A 19604-nucleotide genomic window follows, 5' to 3' on the forward strand; every position below is an offset into this window, starting at 1 on the left:
ATCGCACATTGATTTATTAGACTGTATACTTTTTTTAATATATTTATAACAAGTTCACGTATTTCTTTAATATCACTATATTCTTTTTTTTGAAAACCGTCTTCATCACTAACTAAAATTTCTTCCTTTTTATCTTTATTCAAATCATACTTATGAATTGAATTATTACATAGGATTCTCAATTTATGAAAACTATCTTTTAACTCTTCATTTAGTATTTTCTTTTCTGTTAAGACTTTAATTCTTGTATAAAAGCTTTCCTTACTAAACTCAATTTTAAAATGATTTGATAAGTGATAGGTAAGTAATTCTGCTACTTGTCTAAATTTTAATATTGCTGTTTCTTCTGAAAGCTCCAAAAATTGGATTGCAGTATAATACTCTTCTCCAATATCTTTATTAAATTTTTTTGCAATGTCAATATCATACATTTTAATAAATCACTCCAATATAGCTTAATTTTAATTTACATATAAATTTTTGTAAAGTTATTCATCATCCAATAAAAACCCTAATCCAATACCACCAAAGAACGGTAACCAACAATTTAAATCATTTGATTTTGTATTATCAGTTATAAAAGTGATTATCTCACTTTCAATCTCTACATTTGGCATATATATAACTTCATCTTCATCAATTCCCATAAGTGCATTTTCTAACTTTTCACACCAAACTATATAATCATATAGCACTTTTTTACTGATTTGTAATGATAGTAATACTTGGATATTGTCATTTGAGATATTACCTTTTATATCTTTATAAATATTGATAAGTTCATTTACTTCAAAGTTAATGTTATCAAAAAAGTCACTTACAGATTTTATCATCTGCTCTTCACTCGCATAGTTCTTATTAAATGTACTAGCTTCTTCTTTATGGACTTTGAAAGTCTCTTTGTATAATTTTGAATATCTTTTAATACTGAATTAAAATCAATATAAGAAGCTCTTGAGGAATCATCCTCAAAAGCTTTTATAATTGGTTGTTTACTTTGTTTTATGATTTTAAGTAGTTGAATTAGAAAATTATCGTTCATTTTATTTCATTAAGCTTTGAGAATTAATTCCCTTTATAATTACATCATAAACAATATTTGCCAATCCTTTTCTGATCTTTTCTTCACTAAGAACTTGACTAGCCATACTTTGATGAATATCTAAACTATCAATAACAGCATCATTTAATCTTTCAGCAAATCCTCCAAGCATTGCTTGTTCTTTAGAGTTGTTTGTAATTTGCTCTATTACTACTGTATCTTCTTTAACTTTATCAGATATTGTTTTGGCATAGTTATAAACATCATCATCTGTAAATTCACCTTTAAAAAGTGTATTCATTGCTTCAACTACTTTTGTTAGAAAAACTTTCTCTGGATCTTTTGGTGTTGCCGTTCCAACATCTGTAATTCCTTTAAGTTCTTCTCCACCTTCTAATGTAATTGTTTGCTCTTTTTGTTTGTGTAATTGGTATCTTGCTAATTGTACTAATGATATATCAATATCATCTGATGCATTAACAGTTTTCAGATTAGGAATTAATCCTTTTGTAAAAGCACATAGTTTTTCTAGGTCTTCATCTGAGTAATCAACTATCTGTGATAAGAACTCATACATTCTTACAAATTTAACCATATTGGCTTTAAAAATCTCTAATTCACTCTTCTTTTCATTTGCCTCTTTTAAATCTAATCCTAGATTATGGATAGCTTTTTCATCATTGTCCTGTTTTCCGTTTTCTAGGGCTTTTTTAATATTCTGTATAGATAATAAGGCTTCTTTATATTTGCCCTTGTATCGGTCGATAGAGGGCTTTAAAGCACTACTCATTTGTGCTTGTGTACCTTTAGGATTAAAGAACGCTTGAGCATAGTTTTCTACATCTATATCTGTAAATATTTCATTACCTTCTAAGCTTGATTGAATATCATATACAATATTTGGATCTGTAATATCATCAATTTCACTAGTTGTATAATATGGCTCAAACGCCTCTTTAATATCTTCAATCTCATTTACAAAGTCTAAGATAAATGTTTGCTCTTTACCTGAATATGTTCTATTAAGTCGTGAAAGTGTTTGAACACAATCAACTCCACCTAACTTCTTATCTACATACATAGCACAAAGTTTTGGTTGGTCGAATCCTGTTTGGAACTTATTAGCTACAAGCATAACTTGATACTCATTTGTATCAAATGCTTTTCGCATATCACGACCTTTTAAATTAGGGTTTAGATTAGTTTCTGTGTACTCTTTTTCTAATCCTTCAACATCATCTTCCACCTTTCCTGAGAAAGCTACCATTACTTGCATATTTGATAAATTATTTTCTCTTATATAGTCATCAAAGGCGAGTTTATACCTTACTGCACTTTGTCTACTTGAAGTAACTACCATCGCTTTAGCTTGGTTATCTAGTAAATGAGAAACAGTTGTTATAAAGTGTTCTACAATTACTTCTACCTTTTGTGCTATATTATGGGGATGAAGTGTAAGCCATTTAGATATTTTTCTCTTAGCTTTCTTACTTTCTACTTCTGTATCTTTTGATTTATCTTGATGTTCTAATTCGTAGAATAGTTTATAAGTAGTATAACCTTTTAATACATCTAAAATAAACCCTTCTTCTATTGCCTGCTTCATACTGTAATGATGAAAAGCTAGTGGTTTATTCTCAATACTAGGTGGTTGTGTTGGATCTGGTAGTACACCAAACATTTCTAGTGTTTTAGGCTTTGGCGTTGCTGTAAATGCATAATAGCTTAAGTTTGCACTATTAGCTTTTGCTTCTAATTGTGCATTTATGATATCTTCTACGCTAAATTCTTCACCTTCTGCAATTTGTTGTGAGCTTAGAACTTCTTTTAGTTTCTTTGCCGTTCCACCAGTTTGTGAAGAATGAGCTTCATCTGCGATGATTGCATATTTATTCTCTTTTAGTGTTGTTCTTTTCTGAATAGCTTCTAATATAAAAGGGAATGTTTGTATTGTTGTAATGATAATCTTTGCACCTCGTTCAAGGGCATCGGCTAATTGAGTTGACTTAGATTCATTTGAGCCTTCTCGACTAATTCCAACAACAACTCCACTCTTATGCTCGAAGCTTGATATAGTCTCTTGCAATTGACTATCTAATACGGTTCTATCTGTAATTACAATTGTTGAGTTAAAAATGGCTTGGGCATTATTATCATGTAGTGTTGATAATTGATGAGCTAACCATGCAATACTATTACTTTTACCACTTCCTGCACTATGTTGAATTAAGTAGTTATTCCCTGCACCTTGTTCTTTAGTATGGGCTAATAGTTTTTTAACAACATCTAGTTGATGGTATCTTGGAAAGATTAGTGTTTCAGTAGTATATTTTCTACCTGTATGATCTTCTTTATCTTTTACTTCTAAGTGTATGTATCTTGATAGTATATTTAGCAATGAATCTTTTTGTAATACTTCTTCCCAAAGATATGAAGTTGCATAACCATGTTCATTTGCTGGGTTTCCTGCACTTCCATCCTTCTTACCCTTATTAAAAGGTAAAAAGAATGTCTTATTTCCTGCTAATTTAGTAGTCATATATACTTCATCAGTACTTACTGCAAAGTGAACCAAACATCGTTTTTTAAACTCTAGTAAAGGCTCACCTTTTGGTAGTCTATCTTTTTTATATTGGATTATTGCATCTTGGATATTTTGAGTGAAATCTGTTTTAAGTTCTATTGTAGATAGAGGTATTCCATTTAAGAAAAGTACTATATCAATGCTTTTTTGGTTGTTTTCTGAGTAATATACTTGTCTTACAACTCTTAATATATTTGCTTGGTATTTTTCTTCTAGTTCATCATTTTCTAGTTCTGGCTTAAACTGACATAGTTTAAATTTAGAACCTATATATTTTAGGTCATGTCTAAAGTAATAAAGTGAACCTTTTTTATCAAGCTCACGAGCCACAAACTTACAAAGAACTTCATCAACTTTAGCACCTTCTCTTTTAGCCATTTTTTCATAAGCTTTTGGCTGTGTTGTTTTAATAAAAGAGAGTAAATCTTCAGGATATATAGATAATTCTTTATCATAGCCTTGGCTAGTTCCTTCAATCCATGTAGTAGAACTTAAATAGTCTACTATCTCTGTTTCAAATTGGTTTTCTTTGTGTTTGTCGTGTATGCTCATTTACTTAATCCTATCTTTTTGAATGTCTTCTAACTGAGACTAAAATATGCCAAATTAGTGTTGATTGTAATATCGCAAATATAACTGTTGCAAATTCTAAGTTTGGTGGTAGTAATTTTTTAAAAATTATTATAGATGAAAACCATGAATTAAGATACTTAATCGTAGAAAGCATTAGATCTTGATTCCTCAACCAGTCTTTAAACTCTATATTCTCACTAAGTACAATTAACAATGTATATAGAAATGAAGAAATGAGTAACCACATTGTTGCCTTTAAATAGTTTTGTCCATAATTAGAAACTTTTTCATTAAACCAAAATATAAATCTTTCTTGGCTCCAGATACTACTTTTAGAAAGTTCTTCCTTATATTTCTTCATCTCTAGAGAAAAATACTTATTCGCTTCTATATGATTACCTAGTTTGTCAAAAGAATATTTAATTATTCTAAATGTTTCTCTAGAGGTGTTTTTAAAACTTATTTTAGAATTTAAAAAGTTTGGAGACTCCTTTAAGTTAGTATCTTCAAACAGTAATCCACTTTTAAAATTCGTATTTCTAAAATTGACAAAACTTAAAAATGTAACATATTGAAAGTTTGTTATGTATTGGTTTCCTATATCTTCATCTTTTCCAAACTCACATTTCTCAAAACCTGTATAGTCTGTAAATATAGATTTAAATATTTTAAATTGTTTAAAGTCTGATTCATAGAACTCAGCTAACTTATCGAAATTACTATTATTAACATCCATTATATTTACAGTATTATTTATAAATTCAAACTTTTCTGTAAACACAGTATTCTCAAAAAGCACATTTTCAATAGTGTAGTTATCTATTGTAAATCTATCAACAATTTTACAGTTAGAAATCTTTAGAGTATTTATAGAAGATTTAAATTCACTCCAGTCCTTAAAAATAGGTTTTAAAGCATGAATATTTTCAAATGTAAGTTCTTTTTTAAAAGTACATCCATTAAACTGAATATATTCTAATAGATATTGGTCTTTTTCTCCTCCTGAAGCATTAATATCTTCATGGAAAGTACATGTATTATAAACTTCTAAATCATCAAGGTCTTTAAAGGCTTTAAAGTTCTTTAAACTCCAATATTCATAAAAATTACAATCTTGGAAAAAACATTCTATATGCTCTATATCTAGGTGTGGAATATAAAAGTCACAATAATTAAACCAAATCTTACCAAGTTTTTTTAATACCGTTTCGTAATTATATTGTTCTCTATCATCTGTGTTGGGAAATGATACCTTTGTAAAAACTATTTTAGTTGCTTTTAGCTTCTTAGCAACATTCTCTTTATTAGGTACTTGTACGCCCTTTAAATAATCGCGTAATGTATCTTTATCGTTTTCTATTTGATTTCCAGCATATTCAAATACAGACTCTACTATATATGATACTAAATGATTATAAAACTGTTCAGGTTCAGTAAAATATGGATTATGTAAACTTGACATTTCTTTTTTGTCAAAATGTAAAATACATTCTTTATATTCTTTATATTTATTGAATTTGCATTGCTGTGGAAATGTATTTGAACATTGATTACTCATAGAGTTTCCCTTACATCAATCTTCCCTGTAACTGCTGCACTTATAAGAGCTGTTCTTTTTTCTTTTAGGAGTTTTATGGATTTTTTTGATTTTCCTATTAGAGTGTCTATTTTAGATATTTTATCGTCTAGGTAGTTTGCTATTTGTTGTTGTTCAACGTAATCAATTTTTATTATAGGAAGATTTCTAATGTCACCAATTAAAACCACTGGTTGCATACCTGACATATTATTCTTATCAATAGTTTTTTTTATAAAAGTACCTAACATCCAATAAACTGCATAAGAAGGGTTAATACATGAATCAAATGTAATTTTTGCGATATTCTGATTTATGTGGAATTTATTATCACTTTCAATTATTGCAGCATTTCCTATTGTTCCCGTACATGGAAATACAATATCCCCAGATGACAATTTAGATCTAGATAATTTTTTTGATAATGCTCCTGTAATTTTTTCAGTTTTAGATAAATCTAATTTCCTTTCTTTAATATTAAACCCTCTTAGGGCAATAATCTCACCATCTTCTGATGTTCTCCATAAATTTGTATATTCGAATCCTGTTAATTTTGTTACAAATGCATAATAACCAATTTTAGATACACTCCAATGCTCAGGAACATTTCCCAACCACTCAACACCACTATCTTTAAACTTTACATCAGGATTAAGTCCTTTTGTAACTGCATGAGATATAACTGATTGTCGTTTCTCTTTTAGCAACTCTATTAACTTTTCTTGTTTGGTAATAAGAGTATCTATCTTTTGTGTGGCACTGTCTAGGAATTTTGCTATTTGTTGCTGTTCATTTAAAGGTATCGATAAGGGAAAATTAGAAACTTTTTCAGAATTTAAATTATCTTGAGTATTACTACTTGCAGTGAACTGAACATAACTTTCTAATCCAATAAGTAACCAATATAAAAATCTCTTATCTATTTTTTTATTTGGTAGCAGTCCTAAGATTGCTTGATTTGTTGTAAGAGGGACATCTGTGATAGCAACTTTTCCTAATGAAGCAAATATTGAATAAAGTATAGTACCTTTAGGTAAAACTTTTAAATTTTTATCAGTAATACCTTTATAAGTTACATTCTTTTTTGTTTCTTTAACTAGTTCACTTCTTGTCATATCAGAAATAGAAACCCAAGGTAAACCTTCATTTGATTCAGACCAATATTCTTTATTGTCTGTTTTAGGTGTTCCTCCTGCTACTAGATTATCAATATAATATTTTAGTTTAGAATATGTCCATTTGCTAGGAATTTCACCTAACCACTCAACACCACTATCCTTATAACTAGGATACTTCTTATACTTCATGAAGCATCCCCAGTATCTCTTTAGTTAAAATATCTAGCTCTTCGTCTATTTCTTCTAAATCTCTTGGTGGTACATATTCGTAAAAGTGTCTATTAAATGGTATCTCATATCCTACTATTCCTATAAGTCCATCTGTTTCATCTTTCTTTTTAGTATCAATCCAAGCAAGTGGTACATGAGGTTTTACTTCTTTATTAAAGTATTCATTTATATCTTGTTCTAATGGTACATTTTCATAATCTCTTAAATCTGAGTTTGCTTCTAGTTTACCTTTAGAGTCTTTACATAATTCTGCGTCATCATCATGCTCTGATAAGTGTTTTTGTAGCAACTTTAGATTTGAAGCTGTTAGTTTAATATCTAGTTTACTTAACAATTCTTTATTAAACTTATCTCTACTTGCTATTTTCTCATCATCAAAGTCTTTTAGACCTTCTAGTATTTTATCTGCTATAGATTCTAGTTTGATAAAGGCTTTATCAGCTTTCAGTGCTTCGATTCTTATGTCATCTTTAGGATAATAGCTTATTTGTAGTGGTCTTTCAATTGTAATTCTTCTATATCCAAAGTCAGTAGTATCAAATAACTTCGATTCTTTAGATTCTATAAAATCTCCATACATTCTAACTATTTCATCACTCTGAGCTTGGCTTAGTTGTTTTCTTTTACTTCCTAGGCTTTTTCTCATACTCTCACCCATGTTTGAAGCATTGATAAGTTGTACTTTGTCTTTTCTATGTTCTTCTTTGTGGTTTGATAGTATCCATATATAAGTAGAAATACCTGTATTAAAGAACATATCAGTTGGCATTGCAATAATTGCTTCCACTAAGTCATTTTCAATTACATATCTTCTTATTTCGCTCTCACCACTTCCTGCACCTCCAGTAAACAGTGGAGATCCATTTAGAATAATACCAATTCTACTTCCACCTTCTTCTTTTGGTGTCATTTTAGAAATAAGATGCATTAAAAATAGAAGTGAACCATCAGATACTCTTGGAAGTCCAGCTCCGAATCTACCATTATAGCCCTCTAGCTTATGTTCATCAGTTACAATTTTTTGAACTTTCTTCCACTCAACACCAAATGGTGGGTTTGATAGCATATAGTCAAATTTCTTGTTAGATAGTTGGTCGTTGCTTAGTGTATTACCTAGTTTGATATTCTCAACTGGTTGACCTTTTATCATCATATCAGCTTTACAGATTGCATATGACTCTGGATTAAGTTCTTGACCAAATGTTGCTAGTGAGGCGTTAGGATTGATTTCATGGATATATTCACTACCACTACTTAAAAAGCCTCCCGTACCTGCTGTAGGGTCGTATAGGCTTCTAACGACTGCATTTTGAGTTAATGCTTTATCATCTAGTGTAAATAAAAGTGAAGTTGTAAGTCTTACAATATCTCGAGGTGTAAAGTGTTCCCCTGCTGTTTCATTTGATTGCTCTGCAAACTTTCTAATAAGTTCTTCGAACATTAAACCCATTTTATGGTTTGATACAGTTGCAGGAGTTAAATCAAAGCTAGAAAACTTCTCTACAATTAGATATAAAAGGTTATTGTCATTTAGTTTATCAATCTGTGCATTAAAATCATACTTTTCAAATATCTCTCTAGCATTAGCACTAAAACTATTGATATAGCTTTCAAGGTTATCTCTTAAGTTATTTGAATCAGCCATTAATTTAAACAAAGAAAACTTTGATGTATTGTAAAAACTGTTGTTTGATTTTCTAACTAAAAATTGCTCTAAAGGTATTCCTAAATCTTTTCTAGCTTCAAATTCTTTTAGTACATCATCTCTTGTTGATTCAAGTACACATTCTAATCTTCTTAATAGTGTGAAAGGTAAGATTATTTTTCCATAGTCTGATTGTCTGTAATCTCCCCTTAATAAATCTGCTGTACTCCAAATTAATGCTGATATGCTCAAAGCTTATTCCTTTTTCTTTTATGGTGCTTATTATCTCTTTTATATGCTAAAGTTGTAATAAAATTAGTTATAAATCTTATACAAGATATTTTATTTCTTTGTAATTATTCATAAACTACTCAATTTGACATTTATGATATTTAGGATTTTGCAGTATTAAGGCTAATATGGTAATAAACCATATTAAACCTTATTTGAATTTTTAAGAGTTATTATAAATTCTTAATTTGCTTACTTGTAAAGATTGAGTAATTTTCAAAAGGAAACTTCTCTCCTTGTTGAATCCTCAGGTTTCTATTAAGCTAATTTCCTTTATATACTAAAAAATAAATCACAAAGAAAACACTGTACAATATAAATACTAAATTAAAATATTTTTTAAAAGAAATTTTTCTAACATACTCTGGTTCAATATTATCACGCCAACCAGTTTTATATCTATTATCTTCTATTGCACCATTTAAATCTTTATTTATATAAGCCAATTTTATACATATAATTGCCCAAATTAATATCGAGCCAACAGCTATAGTTTGAAATGTTTCTAGTTTCATTATTATTCCTTTATTTAATATTTTATAGGGGTTAAATCAGACTTTAAATATAGTGGATGTGCAGGTTCTCCTGTTTTGTTCATTTTTAAATAATATTTATTGTCAATTAGTTTTAAAACTTCATTATTACGATTATTAAATGTACCATGATTACCCCAAGCACATATTACTTTATCAGATTTTGATGTAATTAGTTTCAGATATCTATCATTGTCTATACCAATAGGGTCAATTGATTTATAAAGTTCATTTGGGTCAGTTGCTCTTAATGCAAATAGATTTATCATATAAATTCCTCCATACTCCCAATACTTTGCATAATTGATACATTTAATAACGGCAGATGTTTTAATTAAAAACGGTGTTGATAGAATTGATGGAACAATATTGAGTTCACTAACATTAACAAAAGAATCAACTACTACAAAACAAAAAATTACTGTAAAAGATGAAAATGCAGTAATGGGTTTAGTATATGTGAAATTTAGTGTTGATGATGAAGCAATAGCAAAAGTTGTAGATGAAAACTCTGATGCAATAAAAGAGCTAAGTGAGTTTATTGCTGTTGAAAAGATTGAAACTACACACCCAGCTAAAGTAACAATTAATACAAAAAGAGCAGTTAACAATAACAACTGATGAAATATTACAGTTAAAACAAGCATCATAGGAGGGTATAGATGTTCAATGATAAACAAATACAGATATTAAATGCTGAACTTGATAATTTAAGGGTAAAAACTAGAGAGAAAGGAAATATTTCTCTTGCTTATATCGAAGGACACGATACTATTGAGACAGCTAATAGAGTGTTTGGGTTTGGAAATTAGTCTTATTCTGTTTCAAAATTAGAACAAGTATCTCAAGAAGTTAACCAAAACCGAAATACGGTAGTTTGTTATAAAGCACAAGTGCAAATTATAGTGCATAGTGAAAATCACACAAAAGATGTAAGTAGAGAAGATGTTGGATTTGGGACTGGAGTTACTAAAACTTTAGCTGATGCACATGAAAGAGCTGCAAAAGAAGCAGTAACAGATGCACTCAAACGAGCTTTAAGAAGCTTTGGAAATCAATTTGGCAATTCTTTATATAATAAAGATAAAAACCATACTAATAATCAAGAGTATCAAACAAAACAACAAAACTTCAAACAACCAGCTAACATAAATCAGCAACAATACAATCAACCTCAAAAACAATCTTATCAACAACCATACAAATATCAGCAAGACTTTAATCAGCTGATTAATTTAGGATTACAAGTTATTCAACAAGGGGATATTTTAATTGTTACAGGTGAAAATGTGTTTGCAAATAAAGATGTGATTAAAGCTCATGGCTTTAGCTGGGATAGTACTTAAAATCTTAGTATATGCAACTAAGACAGGCTGCATAAAATTAAAAATTATAAAAAAGGATACCAAATGTTAAAAACTGAATTTATAGAAATATTAAGAAAAAATTATAATAGGATGCTATTAACAAAGAAAGAAACAGCACATGAGTTAAATATAAGTACGGCAACTATTGATAGGTTAAGAAAAAGTGGAGAGCTTAACTCAAAAAAAGTATCAGGAATGATATTGTTCTCTCTTGATGAAATAGCAAGATTTGTATATGAAACTTGAGGTATTAAAAACATGAAAAATTACTTGTTTTTAACCAAAGATGGATTTACCTATGATAGTTCAAATTATGAAACTAATAATTTACAGTTACTTGGTACTGGAGTAGGAAATGATATTTTAGAAGCCTTTGTAAGTTTTAAATATAATCAATATGTAAACTGAAATACATATTGTTCTGTTATATTATCAATTTGTTGATACTCATTTTTCAAAAAATTATAAACATGGAAGTATTCTATATTTAATTTCTCCAAAGCGGTTTTTTGATTTACTAAAATAGTAGATAAAACTTTTTCAAACATTAAAGATTTTATACAATCCACAAATCATTCCTTTTAAATTATATATGAATTTTAATCATTTTATTAATAATAAAACAATTGTTACATTCAATAAGCCTTACATTATTTTTATTATATCAAGATTTATAGGTTCTATAGGTATTTCTTTATTAATTTTTTTCCTAAAATAAGTTATAAAAACTGTACATGATTAACAACAAGTAACTACTTTATATTTTTATCCCAACGTTGGGATAAAATATTTAATAATACAAAGAGAATAAAAAGTAATAATATTTTTTATAATTTTGAATATAAATCTAGATTTTATTTTAAAGTTTAAGTGAAAAATTTATCTACTATTGTATTTTAGAAAATCTAAATTATGTTTCTTCTATTAAGTTACAACTCCATATGACTAACTGCTTTAAATTCTCTTTAACTATTTTTATAAAAGCTTTTGAACTTAATTCTTTTCCACCTTTTTTGTGATACAGCTACCCTAACTAGGACATAGACTAATAAATTCTATGTCCTAGTTAGGGTAGCTGTATCAATATATGGGAAAATTAAACTGTAGAATTTTATAAATAAAACAAAAGGATAAAGATGTAAAACTATTATTCATTACAATACTAACAATATCAGCTTATGCTGTAAATCTACCAACAACATCAGTTATAAAAATATTCACTTCCGTATCAAGTTCAAACTATAAATACCCATGGCAAACACCAAAAATTTATTGAAGTTTAAGATAAAACATTCTTCTCTAATACAAAACCTCTTAAACTAAATGAAAATATTAAACCAAGAGATGAAGTTACAGTATTAGGTTATCCTTTGGTGGTCAAACTATTTCAACTACTACAGGTATTGTATCGAGAATTAAATATACTAGTTATGTATGGAGTAGATTTGATTTATTGACTATTCAAGTTGATGCAGCTATTAATAGTGCAAATAGTGGAGGTCCTACAATTGATAAAAATGGAAACTTAATTGGTATATCTATGATGAGTTTGAAAAATGCTGATAATATCTCTTATATAATTCCTTCAATTATTATAAATACTTTTTTAGAAGATATAAAAGATGGTGTTGTAAATGGTTTTGAATCAAATGATTTAAGTGTAAGCTTTATTAAATAAGATAGTGTAAAAGATTATTTTGGTTTAAAAAATGGCAAAGGTATTCTAATCAATAAAGTTGCTTATGGAGTTGATGTATTTAAAGAAAATGATATTTTACTTGAAATGGATGGAAATAAAATTATAAATAATGGAACAATTGAATCTAAATTTGGAAGTGTAAATTCATCTTTAATTTCTAATCAAAAATAAATTGGTGATACTATTGATGTAAAAGTTTTAAGAGATAAAAAAGAGATTAATTTAAAATATACTATTAAAAAAATTGATCCATTAATTACTAGAGAGTTTGATAAAGAACCTAGATATTTAATATTTGGGGGATTAACTTTTACACCATTAACTAAAAACTATATGAGTGCAATTTCAAATAAAGCAAATAGTATAGATATGCTTTTTTATAATAAAAATAGAATTGAAGAGTTATCAGAACCAGTTATTTGGATGCAAACTATTTTCCCCCATAAAGTTAATAGAGGATATTACTCAGGAGCATATGTAGTAAACACAGTAAATAATATAAAAGTTAAAAATGTCAAGCACTTTGTAAGTCTAACAGATACTTTGGATACTGAATTTGTAGTTATTGAAACTTTAAATAAACAAAAAGTAATTTTAAATGTAAAAGAAGCAAAAAATAGTTTTAAAGACTTAAAACGAATTTATTATTTAAATAATGATAGAAGAGTTGATTAAAAATATGAGAAAAATAATAACAGTTTCGTGGGTACTTGTTTCAAAACTTAAAACTCATGATAACTTATTTTTACTTGATAATGTAGCAAATGAATATTTAGTAAGAGTATATTTATGCAAGTGTGAGCATGATGAAATAGTAACAGGGGATTATATTAATAATAATTATATTTGTACAAGCTGTAATAACGATATTTTTTTTGATGCAAATGATATCTATCCGGGTATGGAAAGTTTTGTAGAAAATACTTATTATAATAGAAGAATAAAACTAAATTTTAATATGACCTTTGATGTAGATGTTTATAAAAATAAAATACATGCTGTTGCTAAAATTAAAATACCTACAAAAATAAATTTCCTTAGAAGAAAAATCATTAAGGAAGATACAGTAGTTGTTGGAATCCCTTTTCAAGAAAGAATAAAAAATATTGTGCGTTCACCTTTTTCTTCAGTATTATGAAAATTGCAAAAATTGGCATTTGATAAGAAGTTATCTGAACCATTCATAGATTTTAGAATTAGTGCAAATACTAATAAGTGAATTTTAAACACATTTTGTATTACTTAATAGATATTAAGTAAAGTATTATTCGAAATAGTGTAAAAAATCTTATTATTTTTTATTCTAACTGTAACATCAAATATTTTATCCCAGCGCTGGGATAAGTTTAATAAACTTTCTTTCTTTAGACTTTAAATTCTTTAATGAAAAACACTCATCTATATATGAACTAGTAATATTATTAGCTTTTAAATAGAAAATTTAAAAGCTAAAACTGGTTATAAAATGGCAAAGACAATCGGAGTAGGTGCAGGTAGAAGATATACAGAAAAGATGGCAGGTGCAACAATAGCAGGAGTATCATTTAACTTCTTAGACGGTCAAGTTAGTGCTAATGTTAATAATACAGCAACAACAAAAGATGTAGTTACGGCTAAAACGGGAACAAGTACTGATGCTATGCAACAAGTGCTGATACTATAGAGTCTGCTAGAATGAAAGAAGCAGCAGAACTAGTTACAACTCCTAGTAAGCTTATTCCTTTCATTGCATAAAAAGGATATGAAGGCTTATCAGAATTATTTTAATCAGCAAGAAGATGCAGATATAGCAGCCGCAACATTGGGTGGAGTAACTGCACTTACTACAGTAGAAATAGTTCAAAGGACGTTTAATTTTGCAAAAGGAAATGTAACTGCAACAAAAGATATGACATATACAGATTCAAAAGGCGAAGAAAAAACTATTAAGAAAGGGCAAAATATTAGTTTGTCAAATAATCCTGAACTTAATGAAGTTTTTTCATCAAATAAGGATAAATTTAAAACAGAAAGTGGCATGCCTACCAAAACTTTTGCTAAGTTGTGGTCGAAAAGCAAAAAATTTTCATTCTTTGGTTCTTCTACGAAATCTTCTGTTCAAACGAGTGATAATGTTTCCAATAGAGGGGAATATATTAATGTAAGTGAAAATAAAGATATTCAAGATTATTATAAGAATAACAAAAAGAAATTTAGCACAGAAGCAGGAACGATTGGGAAAAATTTAGGCAGGCTATGTCATGGAAGTAAAGACCTATTTTTTGCTCTTACTAAATCTACTCTTGATTCCAAGATAGATACCCCAAATAGCTCCGTATATAATAGCACCGATAGCACAAATGGCAAAACCAAAGATTCCGATGATGATAAGATTCATAAAGACTCCTTTGAAAATAAAGATGAAAAAATTATAACACAAAATGGAGAAGAGTTAAAAGGTAATTCACAAAAATCTGATAATTTGTTAAAAAATGAACTATACAGTCAATTAAATGAGAATAGTGAAAAGTATAAAAAAGTTGCTTCAAATCCAAATTCAAGTGTAGAAGAAATTAATAAAGCAAGAACTGAATTAAATAAGGCGAACAATAAGATAAGTAATACTCTTGGTAAAATTGCAGACGGTTTAGACATTACGCAAAAAGATATTTATGGAACAGGTGTTGATGTTAATTCTATTCCCTTTAAAGATGGAAAGGTAGACCAAGATTCTCATGTTAGCCAAAAACAAGATGTAGAAACTATAGATGAAAAGGTTAATCATAAAATTTAAAAAAAAATCACTTGCCATAAATACATTAATGTTAGTAAAACATCAGGAATTTGAAGATTTAAGGGTAATAATCTTGATGAATAAAAAAGTTTAATCAAGAAAAAATAGAATATAAGATTAGAATAAGAAACTTAAAAAAGATTTTTTAGTTCTTCATTTTTCAATTAGTTATAACTTAATAAAAAATGATAAATTCTTCATTTTCATTTTGTTATATCTTATTGAAATTGATGTGGGTTTTCTTTCTTATTCTTTTCATTTGAAGCTGCTAATTGTATTCTTACTTTATATTTATTTGCAGTGTTATATGAAATATTGGCTTTTTTTGCAACACTTGTTACTGTTATAAGTTCTTTTTCTCTAATTAATTCTTCAATTGCTATATCTACTTTCTTATTATTTCTATTAGCTACTTTAGCTCTTGCTTTTTTTCCTGCATTTTGTTTATTTTCGAATGCTTCTTGACTAGGAAGTGAATCTTTAAATTTTTCCCTTATAAGCTCAGCCATTTCAATCTCTTTATGTTTTACTAATATTTCTGTTAGTTTAAAATATTCATCCATTGTCAATGTTAATCTCATTTTATTCCTTATTTAAATTTCATTATGTTATAACTTAATAAAAGTTAATTCTTTATGTATACTATAAAAAGTAAATATATAGAAATATTTAATCAGTTAATTTCTAAATTATCAAATGTTTATAAATCTATCCTAACGTCAGGATAGATTTTACATATTTAATCATAGAAGTAGTTTTATTACTGAAAATATTTTTCTTTCAAATTGTTTAGTTCTTTTTCAAATGATTTTTGTTTATTTATATCTAGTTTATTAATATTTTTCAATAAAAACTTTATACTATCATTAACTGTATTTTTTTCTCGAGAGTCATCTTTTTTAATTAATTGTTCTATATATTTTTTACATTCTCTAAAACTGTATTCATTGATAATAACATCATTAAGTATGTCTTTTAAAGTTAAATTATTTTTAAATTTAATATTTTTGTATGAATTAATTGTTTTTGCAGTAGCAAAGTTAATTTTGTTTTGAGTTAAAGCATCAATTACAAAATCATCCATGTCTAATACAGGAAAAGAATTAACAAAAGTAGAATTAGTAGAAAAAATCATACTATCTTTTAAAACTTTTTCGATTTTTGTTTTATTTTCTAATAAACTATCATCAACATTTTTAATTTTATTAATGTTCTTAATTTTAATACATAGTGTCTTTACATCATTTATATTTTCTAAACTTAAAGACTCTTTTAATAAAAATAATACTGATTTAACCTTATCATACATATTTAGGTCTTCTCTCAAATGATTTTCATGTAAAATATTTAACCTTATCTTATAATTACTATTATCTCCTTGATATATAATCGCTTTAATTTTCTTCTTTTTCAATAAATTATGAGCTAAAATTCTTCTTTTTCCAATAATTTTTGTATATGATTCATCATCATTTTTTTTAACAACAATTGGTTGAAGTAATCCATGTTCTTCAATACTCTCAGCTAATAATTTAATTTTACTTTCATCAATACCTGTTCTATCTTTAAAATCATTATCAATTATTTTATCAATATCAATATATTCAACTCTATTTTTATTCTCTATTTCTTCAGGAATAAAAACACCACTTGCGACAACAGGTGATGTTCTTGTATCAAATTCTTTAGTTAATTTTTTTAATTCTATTTTTTCTGCAGATGATTTATTTTGTTTATCTGTTAATATATCTATTCTATTAATTAAATCATCACTATTCATATCTTTATAATTCATATTATCTATCCTCTATAATTAAATTTGTACAATATTTAAAATATTCTTCACAAATCATAATTGCTTGTTTTGGTTCAATTTTATATTCAATAATTGGTAATTGTACTGATTGACTTTTACTAACAATCGTAGATTCTTTATTTGTAATAAGATTATTATCATCTAAATCTAAGTCAACAAGTAAGTTAAGAATTCTATCATAGGCTTCATCATGTGATGTTCTATTTTTGATAAAACTATTTATAATAATTCCATCAATAACTAAATCTTTACTCGTAGCTTTTATAAAATCTTTTATTTCTTCAATTGTAACTTCTAATCCTTCAATAGAAAATTCTTCAGCTTCAGTTGCAAGAAGAATCTTATCACTCGCAAAAATTGCCATTTCTAATGATAAACCAGAATAAGGGGGAGTATCTATTATTACATAATCATATTCATCTTTAACAGTACTAATAATCTTATCAAGAATTAAATGTGGCATACTATTCATTCTCATTAGTTCTAACATTTTGGCTAATTTTAATTCAGAAGGTAATACATCAATTTTACATTCTTCCAATTCAAAAGTATTAATATATGGTTTAACATCTTCTTTAGATATCTTATTACTATTTCTATATTTCTCAAATAAATTTAATATACTTTTACCTGCGAAAGATATTTTTTTAAAATATCTAGAAGATTGAGCTTGTGAATCCATATCTATTAACAATACTTTTTTTCCTAAAAAAGAGAGTGTTGCAGCAATATTAGCACTTGAAGTTGTTTTACCTACACCACCTTTTTGATTAGTTATAGTAAGTACCTTACATTTTGTCTTTTTTTTAAAAATAGAAGTATCTAAATCTTTTTCTAAAAAAGCTTCTTTACTTGATTCATAGTTTTTATTCTTATCTTTACAAATCATTTTATACGCGTAATCTAATAGATATGTACTAGTATAGTAGTATTTACGAACAGAACCTGTACTTATATTAGGTATAACTTTATTTGTTAGTAATTCTGCAACCTTTTTTTCATTAATACCTATTTGTTCAGAAATATCTTTTAGAGTATTATATATCATTAATAAGCCTTTTTTCTTTTATAGTGACTATTCTCTTATTTGAAGAATTTATATAAATAGAAGTATAATCAATTATAACTTATATTTTAGTTAACAAATAAAAGTTCATTAAGTTATAACTTAATGAACTTAATTGCATTAAAAAGTATACCAATATGAGAAAATATTTAAAAGTATACCAATATGAGAAAGTACCTAAATATCAATATTCCTTATTTTTAGTGATATTACTTATTTTATGTTTTATTCAATTGATGCTATCAATGCGATAATAGGGGACTTTGAGTATTATATTAGATTAAATGTATACCAATATGAGATTTAAAATTTAGATTTTATTAAAATATTTCTCATTTTTATCTAAAGGTATCTAAAAATGAGAAAATATTACAAAGTATTGATTTTATAGGCACCTAAAGAATTAATATTTCTCATATTAGTATACTTTTAGTTTTAAATGTATACTAATATGAGAAATATTAAGTTCAAAATCACTTATTTTTGTGTATTTCTCACATTAGTATACATTTAATAGATTTAGTGCTGTTAAATAACCTTTATATACAAAATTAGTTATTTAAATGTCAAAAAAAATATACAATAAATTTTATTTCTCAATATTGTATACTTTTAGAATATTTTCTCATTAGTGTATACTTTTTGTTTATATTTCTCAAGTTGGTATATATCATTTCTCAATATTGTATACACTAATAGCTCTTATTTCTCATATTAGTTACCACAAAACATATTCAACATACGATACACTAGTCGCTCTAGAAATCCTATAAATAGTATATATAAATAAATATAAAACAATTTGATCTAGATACCCATTTCTCATAAAAGTTATAATAAAGATTTAAAGATATACTTTTAAGAGATTATTAAGTTTTTTGTAAGTATCATACCTTTAAATAAAATTTAAAGAAATCTATTGAAACCAAAAACTAAAATAAATATTGCCAAAAAATATGTAGTACAAAGAAATGAATTACTTTATGGAACAACTACAGTTTTTAATTTAAATGATTTAAAAATATTTAAATTAATCATATCAAAAGTTAATTCAAAAGATCCTCGATTTAATGAATATTATAATATAACTAATGAAGAATTAAAAGAATTAAATATAAATCATAAACATTTATATAAAACTACATTAACAACATTAAAAAAATTAGCAAATGTTTACATGACAATAGATACAGTTGAAAATGGCCAAGCTATAGTAAAAGAAGTTGGATTAATTCAAAATAACTTTAAATTTAGAAAATATAGTAATCAATTTTCAATATCATTTCATCA

At 26.8% G+C, this 19604-nt stretch carries 20 protein-coding genes and 1 pseudogene; 10 read left to right on the forward strand and 11 right to left on the reverse strand.

Translation table 11 applies throughout. The features are described 5' to 3' along the window. The 8 genes from ACERKK_RS04005 to ACERKK_RS04040 all read right to left on the reverse strand — a co-directional run. Positions 1-431: DUF4145 domain-containing protein (locus tag ACERKK_RS04005; RefSeq protein ID WP_373771794.1), on the reverse strand; the 431-nt coding region annotated here is incomplete at its 3' end. A 57-nt stretch (positions 432-488) separates the two neighbouring features. Further along, the gene (locus ACERKK_RS04010; protein ID WP_373771795.1) at positions 489-833 is read right to left on the reverse strand and encodes a hypothetical protein; all 345 of its coding nucleotides are present in this window, start codon (positions 831-833) and stop codon (positions 489-491) included. A 210-nt stretch (positions 834-1043) separates the two neighbouring features. Further along, positions 1044-4178: a type I restriction endonuclease subunit R gene (locus tag ACERKK_RS04015; protein ID WP_373771796.1), complete on the reverse strand. Its 3135-nt coding sequence runs from the start codon at positions 4176-4178 to the stop codon at positions 1044-1046. Positions 4179-4188: 10 nt separating this feature from the next. Beyond that, positions 4189-5757 (reverse strand): hypothetical protein, encoded by a 1569-nt coding sequence (locus ACERKK_RS04020; protein ID WP_373771797.1) that lies wholly within the window; start codon positions 5755-5757, stop codon positions 4189-4191. Next, on the reverse strand, positions 5754-7082 hold the full coding sequence (locus ACERKK_RS04025; protein WP_373771798.1) for a restriction endonuclease subunit S: 1329 nt from the start codon (positions 7080-7082) through the stop codon (positions 5754-5756). Before ACERKK_RS04025 ends, ACERKK_RS04020 begins: the two co-directional genes overlap by 4 nt. Continuing rightward, positions 7072-9021: an N-6 DNA methylase gene (locus ACERKK_RS04030; RefSeq protein ID WP_373771799.1), complete on the reverse strand. Its 1950-nt coding sequence runs from the start codon at positions 9019-9021 to the stop codon at positions 7072-7074. Before ACERKK_RS04030 ends, ACERKK_RS04025 begins: the two co-directional genes overlap by 11 nt. A gap of 302 nt (positions 9022-9323) precedes the next feature. Beyond that, the gene (locus ACERKK_RS04035; RefSeq protein ID WP_373771800.1) at positions 9324-9575 is read right to left on the reverse strand and encodes a hypothetical protein; all 252 of its coding nucleotides are present in this window, start codon (positions 9573-9575) and stop codon (positions 9324-9326) included. A gap of 14 nt (positions 9576-9589) precedes the next feature. Beyond that, positions 9590-9862, reverse strand: coding sequence for a DUF1643 domain-containing protein (locus ACERKK_RS04040; RefSeq protein ID WP_373771801.1), 273 nt, complete (start codon positions 9860-9862; stop codon positions 9590-9592). 34 nt (positions 9863-9896) lie between these two features. On the opposite strand from ACERKK_RS04040, the gene ACERKK_RS04045 reads away from it, so the two are divergent. The 9 genes and pseudogenes from ACERKK_RS04045 to ACERKK_RS04085 all read left to right on the forward strand — a co-directional run bounded on the left by ACERKK_RS04045 (position 9897) and on the right by ACERKK_RS04085 (position 15432). Beyond that, a complete protein-coding gene (locus tag ACERKK_RS04045) occupies positions 9897-10214 on the forward strand; it encodes a hypothetical protein (RefSeq protein ID WP_373771802.1) in 318 nt (105 codons plus the stop codon). A gap of 41 nt (positions 10215-10255) precedes the next feature. Continuing rightward, positions 10256-10939, forward strand: a pseudogene (locus ACERKK_RS04050) (Rad52/Rad22 family DNA repair protein). Between the two features lie 63 nt (positions 10940-11002). After that, positions 11003-11206, forward strand: a complete 204-nt coding sequence (locus ACERKK_RS04055; protein ID WP_373771803.1) for a helix-turn-helix domain-containing protein — start codon at positions 11003-11005, stop codon at positions 11204-11206. A 12-nt stretch (positions 11207-11218) separates the two neighbouring features. Beyond that, positions 11219-11368 carry a hypothetical protein gene (locus ACERKK_RS04060; protein WP_373771804.1) on the forward strand — a complete coding sequence of 50 codons (150 nt, stop codon included), beginning with the start codon at positions 11219-11221 and terminating at the stop codon, positions 11366-11368. 976 nt (positions 11369-12344) lie between these two features. Continuing rightward, positions 12345-12638, forward strand: a complete 294-nt coding sequence (locus ACERKK_RS04065) for a trypsin-like peptidase domain-containing protein (protein ID WP_373771812.1) — start codon at positions 12345-12347, stop codon at positions 12636-12638. A gap of 276 nt (positions 12639-12914) precedes the next feature. Further along, positions 12915-13334 carry a PDZ domain-containing protein gene (locus tag ACERKK_RS04070; RefSeq protein WP_373771813.1) on the forward strand — a complete coding sequence of 140 codons (420 nt, stop codon included), beginning with the start codon at positions 12915-12917 and terminating at the stop codon, positions 13332-13334. 4 nt (positions 13335-13338) lie between these two features. Then, positions 13339-13797, forward strand: a complete 459-nt coding sequence (locus ACERKK_RS04075) for a hypothetical protein (RefSeq protein WP_373771805.1) — start codon at positions 13339-13341, stop codon at positions 13795-13797. A 327-nt stretch (positions 13798-14124) separates the two neighbouring features. Then, entirely contained in the window at positions 14125-14322 is a 198-nt protein-coding gene (locus ACERKK_RS04080; RefSeq protein WP_373771806.1) for a hypothetical protein, read from the forward strand. A gap of 78 nt (positions 14323-14400) precedes the next feature. Continuing rightward, on the forward strand, positions 14401-15432 hold the full coding sequence (locus ACERKK_RS04085; RefSeq protein WP_373771807.1) for a hypothetical protein: 1032 nt from the start codon (positions 14401-14403) through the stop codon (positions 15430-15432). Positions 15433-15650: 218 nt separating this feature from the next. Here ACERKK_RS04085 and ACERKK_RS04090 read toward each other — a convergent pair whose 3' ends face one another. The 3 genes from ACERKK_RS04090 to ACERKK_RS04100 form a co-directional block, all read right to left on the reverse strand. After that, positions 15651-16013 (reverse strand): hypothetical protein, encoded by a 363-nt coding sequence (locus ACERKK_RS04090; RefSeq protein ID WP_373771808.1) that lies wholly within the window; start codon positions 16011-16013, stop codon positions 15651-15653. 179 nt (positions 16014-16192) lie between these two features. After that, a complete protein-coding gene (locus ACERKK_RS04095; protein WP_373771809.1) occupies positions 16193-17227 on the reverse strand; it encodes a ParB/RepB/Spo0J family partition protein in 1035 nt (344 codons plus the stop codon). 1 nt (position 17228) lies between these two features. Further along, entirely contained in the window at positions 17229-18296 is a 1068-nt protein-coding gene (locus ACERKK_RS04100) for a ParA family protein (RefSeq protein WP_373771810.1), read from the reverse strand. Between the two features lie 937 nt (positions 18297-19233). Between ACERKK_RS04100 and ACERKK_RS04105 the strand changes: the two genes are divergently transcribed. Beyond that, on the forward strand, positions 19234-19604 hold a 371-nt coding region (locus ACERKK_RS04105), incomplete at its 3' end, for a RepB family plasmid replication initiator protein (RefSeq protein ID WP_373771811.1).

The sequence above is a fragment of the Poseidonibacter sp. genome (assembly GCF_041821165.1).
Classification (GTDB): Bacteria; Campylobacterota; Campylobacteria; order Campylobacterales; family Arcobacteraceae; genus Poseidonibacter.